Source organism: Marinobacter sp. AC-23, from assembly GCF_001858325.1.
Lineage (GTDB): Bacteria > Pseudomonadota > Gammaproteobacteria > Pseudomonadales > Oleiphilaceae > Marinobacter.
The window spans coordinates 173,957-179,956 of sequence record NZ_MBPP01000078.1 but is presented as its reverse complement, the minus strand read 5'-3'; the positions used below and the strand labels follow the sequence as shown (position 1 = coordinate 179,956).

The 6,000-nt window shown below is 54.2% G+C and carries 5 protein-coding genes; 2 read left to right on the top strand and 3 right to left on the bottom strand.

Annotation, left to right across the window (positions count from 1 at the left end; all coding sequences use genetic code 11):
- Window positions 1-874: integrase (locus BCA33_RS18875; RefSeq protein ID WP_071268272.1), on the bottom strand; the 874-nt coding region annotated here is incomplete at its 3' end.
- A gap of 144 nt (window positions 875-1,018) precedes the next feature.
- Between BCA33_RS18875 and ettA the strand changes: the two genes are divergently transcribed.
- Window positions 1,019-2,707 carry an energy-dependent translational throttle protein EttA gene (gene ettA / locus BCA33_RS18870; RefSeq protein WP_071268249.1) on the top strand — a complete coding sequence of 563 codons (1,689 nt, stop codon included), beginning with the start codon at window positions 1,019-1,021 and terminating at the stop codon, window positions 2,705-2,707.
- A complete protein-coding gene (gene radA / locus BCA33_RS18865) occupies window positions 2,707-4,083 on the top strand; it encodes a DNA repair protein RadA (protein WP_071268247.1) in 1,377 nt (458 codons plus the stop codon). The genes ettA and radA overlap by 1 nt, the downstream gene beginning before the upstream one ends.
- A 187-nt stretch (window positions 4,084-4,270) precedes the next feature.
- Here radA and BCA33_RS18860 read toward each other — a convergent pair whose 3' ends face one another.
- Both BCA33_RS18860 and hemE read right to left on the bottom strand, forming a co-directional pair.
- Complete coding sequence (locus BCA33_RS18860) at window positions 4,271-4,639, bottom strand: PilZ domain-containing protein (protein WP_071268245.1); 369 nt, start codon at window positions 4,637-4,639, stop codon at window positions 4,271-4,273.
- Between the two features lie 270 nt (window positions 4,640-4,909).
- A complete protein-coding gene (gene hemE / locus BCA33_RS18855; protein WP_071268243.1) occupies window positions 4,910-5,974 on the bottom strand; it encodes a uroporphyrinogen decarboxylase in 1,065 nt (354 codons plus the stop codon).
- Between the last annotated feature and the right edge of the window lie 26 nt (window positions 5,975-6,000).

The following is a 6,000-nucleotide window of genomic DNA, read 5'->3' as shown; positions in this document are numbered from 1 at the left end:
GCGATGAGCCTTCAACGTGCTTTTTGTAGCGATATTTCGACTCATACTCACTTATCGCTTCATAGATGTCATCGCTCATTACCAGCATGCGCTCGTGGGTTTTAAATTGTGGGGCCACCGTGCGCGGGTCTATGCTTTCATCTTCAAGATTGACCACCGCTAGCTCATGACTGTGCCAATGAATATCGCTGGTCTTGATCAGAAGCATTTCAGAGCGGCGCAATCCCATATCGAGACCTAACTGCAAAATGATGTAGTTTCGCAGTTTAATTGCTTTATTTGCGAATGGGTTTCCGGCACCCTCAGGATGCATGACTTCCAACAATCGATCTCGCTCTCCATCTGTCAGCCCTTTCAATCCGTCAATTCGCGTCTTTTTCCACCCTGGACTGGCGGTTTTAATCTTGCGATTGAACCGCCGCCGAACATCGTCAACCGCTTCACGTCGCGTTGAGTGATCACCTAGCTTGTCGTACAGGAAATCCAGGTAATCTCGTACTGCTTCGATACGCTGTTTTGCATGAGTTCTGCCAACCATTTTGCATGCAGTTGGATGCAGGCGCATACCCGCATACTTTTTGGCTAAGGTTTCCCTGCTGAACCCTGCATCTGACACAAACCGAGAGATTTCGTTATCCGTCAGATACTGTGATTTGGGGCGCTGTTCTAGGCGGGAAATCAGATCGATGGATGAGAACGCGAGAAAGCCCTCAAATACCGCTAAGTGCTCAAGATACTTTTTAGTGGTTTCCAAGGCCCTGCCTGAGAGCTCGAGGGTTACGTACAGATTTGGGTAATAGACGGGGATGAGGTCTTGCACAAGCAGCTTTCTTCGCGCAGCATTCACCACTTGCTCGATAACTTTATAACCCACATCAACCCCCCGAAACTTAACTTTTTTAACTATAATAACGAACGGGAATTTTGAAAAGAAAAACTTAACTTTTATTTTTCCGATTCGAGCGCTTATCATTACCCTCAAAGCCGCACGACAAATGACTTAAAGGCAAACTAGATTATGTCCAAAGGTGACAAGACAGGTAAAACAGGTTCTTACGTATACAGCATGAACCGCGTGGGCAAGGTAGTTCCGCCCAAGCGTGAAATCCTCAAGGATATTTCCCTGAGTTTCTTCCCCGGTGCCAAAATCGGCGTACTCGGCCTCAACGGTTCGGGTAAATCCACGCTTCTACGCATTATGGCTGGCGTGGACCAGGATTACATTGGCGAAGCCCGCCCCCAGCCTGGCATCAATGTAGGTTACCTACCTCAGGAGCCGGAACTGGACGACAGCAAAACCGTGAAGGAAGTTGTTGATGAGGCCGTTGCCGACGTTCACAACGCCCTGGCCGAGCTGGATCAGGTTTACGCAGATTACGCAGAGCCAGATGCGGATTTCGATGCCTTGGCCAAAAAGCAGGGCAAGCTTGAAGCACTGATTCAGGCCACCGATGGCCACGATATAGAACGCAAAATGGAAGTGGCCGCAGACGCCCTGCGCCTGCCCGCCTGGGATCAACCGGTGAAAAACCTTTCTGGTGGTGAGCGTCGCCGGGTAGCCCTGTGCCGCCTGCTGCTCTCCGGTCCCGACATGCTGCTGCTGGACGAGCCAACCAACCACCTGGATGCGGAATCTGTGGCTTGGCTGGAGCGCTTTCTGCATGACTTCGAAGGTACCGTAGTTGCCATCACTCACGACCGCTACTTCCTCGATAATGTAGCGGGCTGGATTCTGGAACTGGATCGCGGCCAGGGCATTCCGTTTGAAGGCAACTACAGCCAGTGGCTGGAAAACAAAGAGCAGCGCCTGGCCACCGAAGCCAAGCAAGAAGCCTCACGCCAGAAGACGATCAAGCAAGAGTTGGAGTGGGTGCGCACCAACGCCAAAGGCCGCCAGTCCAAGAGCAAGGCCCGCCTGGCTCGCTTTGAAGAAATGAGTTCCCAGGAGTTTCAGAAGCGCAACGAGACCAACGAACTGTATATCCCGCCTGGTCCGCGCTTAGGCGATAAAGTTATCGAAGTGGAAGGCATCAGCAAAGCTTTCGGCGATCACCTGCTTTACGAAAATGTTTCCTTCAGCATACCGCCAGGCGCGATCGTTGGCATCATTGGTGGTAACGGCGCAGGTAAATCCACCCTGTTCCGCATGATCGCGGGCCAAGACCAGCCAAACTCCGGCACCATCACCGTGGGCGAAACCGTGAAACTGGCTTATGTGGATCAGAGCCGCGACCTGGACGGATCCAAAACCGTTTGGGAACTGCTCAGCGATGGCCAAGACATTATTAAGGTGGGCAACTATGAAACCCCATCAAGAGCCTATGCAGGCCGCTATAACTTCAAAGGTTCGGACCAGCAAAAACGGGTAGGCGACCTGTCTGGCGGTGAGCGTAATCGCCTGCACTTGGCAGCACTGCTAAAAGAAGGCGGCAACGTACTACTGTTGGACGAACCTACCAACGACCTGGACGTGGAAACCCTACGCGCCCTGGAAGAAGCTCTACTGAACTTCCCCGGTTCGGCCATGGTTATTTCGCACGACCGGTGGTTTCTGGACCGTGTAGCCACGCACATTCTGGCATTTGAGGATGATGGTGAGGTTATCTACTACGAAGGCAACTTCAGCGACTACGACGAAGACCACAAGAAGCGCAAAGGGGATTCCGCCATGGTACCCCAGCGCATGAAATACAAGAAGCTGGCCTGATGGCAAAAGCCAAAACCGCTTACGTCTGCACTGAGTGCGGCGCAGACTATTCCAAATGGCAGGGCCAGTGCACGGCCTGCCAGACGTGGAATACCGTCAGCGAAGTAAGAGGCGTTAGCGGTAATGCGAAAGGCGCCCGAGGCGTGCGTTTTGAAGGCTTTGCTGGCAGTTTGTCCGCGGTGCAAAGTCTGGACGACGTAAGCCTTGCTGAGCAAGAACGCATTAGCACCGGCATGCAGGAGTTCGACCGGGTTCTTGGTGGCGGTCTTGTGGAAGGTTCCGCCGTACTGATGGGTGGCCACCCAGGTGCTGGCAAGAGCACTCTGCTACTTCAAGCCGTTTGCCACTTGGCCGCCAGCGTTCCCGCGCTGTATGTAACCGGTGAGGAATCCCTGCAGCAGGTTGCCATGCGCGCCAAACGCTTGGGATTACCTACCAAAGACCTGAAAATGCTCTCCGAGACCAGTGTTGAGCGGCTCATACAGGTCGCAGAAGCGGAAAAGCCACGAATTTTGGTGGTGGACAGTATTCAGGTGATGCACGTGGCGGATACAGAATCCGCTCCCGGCTCGGTTTCCCAGGTTCGCGAAAGCGCGGCGTATCTGACCCGCTTTGCCAAGCAAACGGGCACTATTTTGTTTCTGGTGGGCCATGTCACCAAGGACGGCAGCCTCGCCGGCCCCAAGGTGCTGGAGCACATGATTGACTGCTCTATTCTACTCGAAGGCTCCAGCGACAGCCGTTACCGCACCCTGCGGGGCATCAAGAACCGCTTCGGCGCAGTGAATGAGCTGGGCGTATTCGCCATGCTGGAACAGGGCCTGAAAGAAGTAAAAAACCCCAGTGCCATCTTCCTGAACCGTGGCGAAGAAGCGGCGCCGGGCAGTGTGGTTATGGTGGTTTGGGAAGGCACCCGGCCTATGCTGGTGGAAATTCAGGCGCTGGTGGACATGGCCCAGGGCGGATACCCTCGGCGCGTGGCGGTTGGTCTGGATCAGAACCGCTTAGCCATGCTTCTGGCGGTGTTGCACCGGCACGGCGGTTTGCATGTGTCGGATCAGGATGTGTTTGTGAATGTGGTGGGTGGCGTGAAGGTTAACGAGACCAGCGCTGACTTGGCGTTGTTGGCGGCCATTGTGTCTTCGTTCCGCGATCGTGCCCTGCCCCAGGATCTGGTGATTTTTGGGGAAGTGGGGTTGTCGGGGGAAATTCGCCCGGTACCCAGTGGTCAGGAGCGAATTAACGAGGCCGCGAAGCATGGGTTTACTCGCGCTTTAGTGCCCAAAGCCAACGCGCCACGCAAAGCTACTGCGGGGATGAAGGTTATTCCTGTGACCAAGCTTAGTGAGGCTATTACGGCTCTGGAGGAGCTTTAGAGCCTGCCCCCACACTTTGAGCCTCGGTGCATGGACAGCACTGAAAGGCGCATTCCAAAAACCGCTACGAGCACATCCTTGTGCGCTTGTCTCCGGCCGTCCATGGCCTACGACATTTTTGGAATGCGCCTTTCAGTGCTGTCCGCGAGCTCACAGTTTGCCCTCATCTAAGACACTCTCAAACCGATTAGCCAATCAGGTGCGCGAACTCCCGCTCCAGAAGAACCTGATCTCCCAGATTCAACTCCACCAAACGCTTGAGATGCGTAGCGCTGTCCAGATCGATGTACTGGCATTTAAAACCCAACCTGTGCGCCTCGATATGTTTTAACTCAACAGCCATAACAATACCCGCCTGTCCGTCATCAAGATGAATAATCACTTCACAAGGCTGGCTCAGCGGCACATCCCATCCCTCAGGCCGTTTGACCAAGATACCTTTTAGCGAAATATCCAACACCTCCGTTGCCCAGACGTTTTCAAAGGCATGTAGTTCGCATGGGGCATCAAAGCTTATGCGATGGAACTGTCGCTTTTCTGAGGTTTTGGCGGTCAAGGGGCGGCTCCTTTTATCGTCGGCATCATCTAACATGACTATAGACCGTGAGGAGGTGCCGTTCCAGAGTAGTTCTGCCAAAGGGGAGGGATTACGAGAAGGCGCGCTGAAAAGATAAGCGCGGGGGTTGAGCCTTCGATTCCAAAAATGTCGGAGGCCATGGACGGCCGGAGACAAGCGCACATGGATGTGCTCGTAGCGGTTTTTGGAACCGAAGGCTCAACCCCCGCTTCCCGGCGCTAATAGGCCAGGAAACGAGGACAGCAATTACTAACGGTGGTACTCCGGGCTCAATTCAACAACCGCCTCAATGAACGCTTTGGCGTTATCAGGGTTCACTTCGGGCGTAATGCCGTGGCCGAGGTTAAAGATGTGACCCGGGCCTGAGCCATAGCGGCGCAGAATATCGCCCACTTCTTCGCGAATCCGGGCCGGTGGCGCGTAGAGCATGGTGGGGTCCATGTTGCCCTGCAAAGCCACACGATCACCTACTCGAGCGCGCGCATCGCCAATGTCTGTGGTCCAGTCCAAGCCAACGGCATCTGCGCCCGTATCAGCGATAGATTCAAGCCATTGACCGCCATTTTTAGTGAACAGAATCACCGGAACACGGCGCCCGTCGTTCTCACGAATCAGGTTATCCACGATTTTTTGCATGTAACGCAGTGAAAACTCTTCGTACGCCCAGCTGCTGAGTACACCGCCCCAGGTATCAAAAATCTGAACCGCCTGGGCTCCTGCTTTAATTTGGCCGTTAAGATAATCAATGATCGTGTCCGCAAGATGATCCAGCAGGCGGTGCATAACTTCCGGCTCGCTGTACATAAGCTTTTTGGCTTCACGGAAGTCCTTGGAACCGCTGCCTTCAACCATATAGGTTGCCAGCGTCCACGGGCTACCGGAGAAGCCAATCAGGGGAACGCTACCGTTGAGCGCGCCACGGATGGTAGAAACGGCGTTCATCACATAATCAAGATCGACTTCTGCCTTAATGGTCGGCAGTGCATCCACATCCGCCTTGGAGCGAATGGTGTGCTTAAACTTGGGGCCTTCACCGGTTTCAAAATACAGCCCAAGACCCAGAGCATCCGGAATGGTCAGAATATCCGAGAACAGAATCGCGGCATCCAGCGGAAAACGCTCAAGCGGCTGAAGAGTTACCTCACACGCCAGCGGAGTGTTCTTGCACAAGCTGAGAAAGTCACCCGCCTTCTCCCGGGTAGCGCGATACTCGGGTAGATAACGGCCTGCCTGGCGCATCATCCATACCGGGGTACGATCAACAGGCTGGCGCATAAGAGCGCGCAGTAAGCGGTCATTCTTCAACTCGGTCATAAGGATCCCAGCATTGTCTCTTTCAG